Source organism: Pseudomonadota bacterium, assembly GCA_010028905.1.
Classification (GTDB): Bacteria; Vulcanimicrobiota; Xenobia; order RGZZ01; family RGZZ01; genus RGZZ01.
This window is the reverse complement of record RGZZ01000502.1, coordinates 1-3,510: the sequence shown is the minus strand read 5'-3', so window position 1 is coordinate 3,510 and position 3,510 is coordinate 1. Positions and strand designations below refer to the sequence as shown.

The following is a 3,510-nucleotide window of genomic DNA, read 5'->3' as shown; positions in this document are numbered from 1 at the left end:
CGGCCGGGCTGGTCACCAACGCTCAGTTCCGCGCGTTCACCCGCGCCTGTGGCGACCCCACCGACGGGGGCTGGCTTGCGGTGGCGGCCGAGGCGGGCGGGCTGCGCGGGTGCGGTGTTGTGGGCCGCGATGGAAGCGGTCATGTGAGAAGCCGCGGCGCCTGGGGCGGCCTTCAGATGGAGTGCGGAAAGGTTGTTGATGGTCACGGTCTCTATCCCCTCAACATCATTGTAGCACCGGTTCGCAGACCGGGTTGTTGCCGGCGTGTGAACGCTGGTAGCAGGCCCCAGGTCAGGCGGCTCGAACTCTCGGATATGCGGCTTCGCAACCTTCTCATCGGCAGCGCCACCGGCGGCATCCTCGGATTTGCCGCCGCACGTGCGCTGCTGCGTCCGCTGGTGGGCGACGGCCCTTCCGCAAGCGCTCCCACGGCGCCTCTCGAGACCCGTCGCGTGCAGCGCGCGGGAGACGGCTCGCAGATGGTCTCGGTGGGCGGGGGTGAGAAGACCGTTGCGCGCGGCGTGACGCTCGCGTATGCCCCCTTCCGCATCGCGGCCGGGCTGGTCACCAACGCTCAGTTCCGCGCGTTCACCCGCGCCTGTGGCGACCCCACCGACGGGGGCTGGCTTGCGGTGGCGGCCGAGGCGGGCGCTGGTCTGACGCCCGGGCGTACGCAGACTGGGCCGGGCTGCGCCTGCCTTCCGAGCTCGAATGGCGCGCGGCCAACGACCGCGGTGTTCTCGTGCCCGGGGCCACCTTCCCCTGGGAGTGGACCAGCACCTGGTACGATCGCTATCCGGGAACCTACGCCGATGACCGCCACTTCGGAACCGAGTATCGGGTCATCTTGCGAACGTCTGAGCCGACCCGGAACTTCTATCGCCCCGACGCGTCGGCGTGCGACGTCGGGTTCCGCTGCGCCGCCGACGAGGCCTGAGGGGCCCCGCGGTGCGCGGCCGAAGGGCTGCGGGTCGATGCAGGATTTCCGACGCCCGAACGGTATCCGGCCTGCGCTGTGAAGTCCATCGTCGAAGGGGCCTGGCTGCCCGCATGACCGACATCCTCGTGGCCCGTGATCTGTGCAAGTCGTACGGCGAGGTGCGCGCCGTCGACGGGGTGTCGTTCTGCGTCCGCGCGGGCGAGATCGTCGGGCTGCTCGGGCCCAACGGCGCGGGCAAGACCACGACCATCAGCCTCGTGCTCGGGATTCTCGAACCGACCTCCGGGCGCATCACCATCGATGGCGTCGATCTCACCGCCGAGCGCTCGAAGGCCCTGGGGCGCACGAACTTCGCCGCCGTGTACGCGCCGCTGCCGGGCAACCTCTCGGTGCGTCAGAACCTCACGCTGGCCGCGCTGCTCTACAGCGTTCCCCAGCGCGAGAGCCGGGTGGCCGAGGTCATGCAGATGCTCGACCTCACGCGGCTGGCCGACACGCGCTGCGGGCTGCTCTCGTCTGGTGAGCAGAGCCGTGTGGGCCTGGCGAAGGCGTTTCTGAACAAGCCGCGCCTGCTGCTGCTCGATGAGCCCACGGCGTCTCTCGATCCGGCCACGGCCCGGGACATCCGCGAGCACATCCGCTCGTATGTGGCCACCGAGGGCGGCGCCGTGCTGTGGACCTCGCACAACATGCACGAGGTGGCCGACGTCTGTGATCGGGTTCTGTTCGTTTCGCACGGGCGGGTGCTGCTCGAGGGCGATCCGCGCACCCTTCCCGCCGAGCACGGCAAGGCCGACCTCGACGCGCTGTTCATCGCTGTGGCGCGCGAGCCGCTGAGCCTCGAGGGCGTGTCGTGATCTGCCTTGACCGCGTGTGGGCCGTGGTGCTGCGCCAGATCTACCTGCTGCGGGGCAGCTGGGCGCGGGTGGTGCCGCTCTTCGCCTGGGTGAGCGTCAACGTGGTCTTGTGGGGCTTCACGTCACGGTACTTCGAGAGCATCACCGCATCTGGCGTGGGCCTGCTACCGACCCTCCTCGGGGCCACCTTGCTGTGGAACTACTTCGATCGCGTCATGCATGGGGTCACCACGGCCTTCCTCGAGGACGTGTGGTCGCGCAACTTCCTCAACCTCTTCTCCTCGCCCCTCACGACGGGGGAGTACGTGCTCGGTCTCGTGCTCACGTGCTTCTTCACGAGCACGCTGGGGCTGCTGATGATGGTCGCCATCGCCGCGTGGGGATTCGGCCTGACCTGGACCGGCGACATCGTTGCGCTGGGCGGGTTCCTGGCCATCATGCTCGCGTTCGGCATCGCCCTGGGAATCATGGCCAGCGCCATGGTGCTGCGCCTGGGGCCGGCCGCAGAGTGGTTCGTGTGGCCCGTGCCCGCGCTGCTGTCTCCCTTCGTGGGGGTGTTCTATCCCCAGCGCGTGCTGCCGACCTGGATGCAAGCGGTGGCCAAGGTGCTTCCGCCCACCTACGTGTTCGAGAACATGCGGGCCATGATGTCGGGCGCGCCCTGGTCGATGACCGATCTCGTCGTGGGGCTCTGTCTCTCAGCGGGCTATGTGGTGCTGGGCATGCTCGTGTTCTCCGCGGTGCACCGGAGCGTGCTGCGAAGCGGTCTGCTGGCGCGCTACAGCGCCGAGGGCGCGAGCTGATCGGGGGCGGGCGCGGTACAGGGCTGAGGGCGTGAATCTGTTACATCTTGGCAACCAACCCGTCACGCGTCCGGCGTATGATGAGCAGGCTCGAGGGGCGATCTCAAGAGGAGATCGTGCCCATGAATGTTTCACCTCAAGTGCCAGGGCGTGCCGCGCACGCCGCCCGGCCTTCGGCGACCCCGCCGGCCGTTCCACCTTCGCGTCAGGCCCAGAGCGACGGGCCTCCCGGCGGCATCTATGACACGCTGCGCCAGATCCTGGGGGGAGTGGCGGGAACCGTCACTGACACGGTGGTCGCGGGCTTCGGCGTCGAGACCAATCTCACCACCCTCGCCGCCATGCGGTCGGTGTCTGGCGCCTTCATCTCGACGGGCTTCGTTCCCGCGGCCGCTGCGCAGCTGTTCGAGCAGCACGCCTACACGGGATATCGCCTCGCCGCGCCCGCCCTCGACATGCTGAGCCTCGCCAACACCTGGAAGACCGCGCGCGCCAGATCTCGCCACGACGGCGATCCGCCCCCCACGGGAGCGCTCGGCGCCCCCACGCGCGGCGGCGCTGCGCTCGGCATCGCGGTCGATGCGGCCCATCTCGCGGTCGACACCGTGGTCGCGGCGTCGATCGTGGGGTCGCTCACCGGTCTGCCGGGACTTGCCCTGATGTCGCCTGGCTTTGCGCTGAGCCTCGGGTTCGTGGGAGATGTGGTCGCCGGGGTCGTTCACGGCGTGAGCAGCGCTTCAGCGCTGAGCAACCCCAGCAACGGCGACACCTTCGCCAAGCGCTGGGAACGTCTCGTGCTGACCCAGGGGATCGACGCCGTCGTGGGACGCGTGTTCCTGGGCCGCGAACCGCTCGAGTCGGGGACACACACCGCGGGGAGCACGGCGACGGGTCATGCCGGCACGCCGCC

The 3,510-nt window shown here is 69.3% G+C and carries 4 protein-coding genes; all 4 read left to right on the top strand.

The window, feature by feature from the left end; all coding sequences use genetic code 11:
• Positions 1-598 precede the first annotated feature (598 nt).
• Positions 599-937, top strand: coding sequence for a hypothetical protein (locus tag EB084_21890; protein NDD30917.1), 339 nt, complete (start codon positions 599-601; stop codon positions 935-937).
• A 113-nt stretch (positions 938-1,050) separates the two neighbouring features.
• On the top strand, positions 1,051-1,797 hold the full coding sequence (locus EB084_21885) for an ABC transporter ATP-binding protein (protein NDD30916.1): 747 nt from the start codon (positions 1,051-1,053) through the stop codon (positions 1,795-1,797).
• Positions 1,797-2,600 carry an ABC transporter permease gene (locus EB084_21880; GenBank protein NDD30915.1) on the top strand — a complete coding sequence of 268 codons (804 nt, stop codon included), beginning with the start codon at positions 1,797-1,799 and terminating at the stop codon, positions 2,598-2,600. Before EB084_21885 ends, EB084_21880 begins: the two co-directional genes overlap by 1 nt.
• A gap of 140 nt (positions 2,601-2,740) precedes the next feature.
• Positions 2,741-3,510 (top strand): hypothetical protein (locus tag EB084_21875; protein ID NDD30914.1); only part of this gene is annotated, 770 nt, incomplete at its 3' end.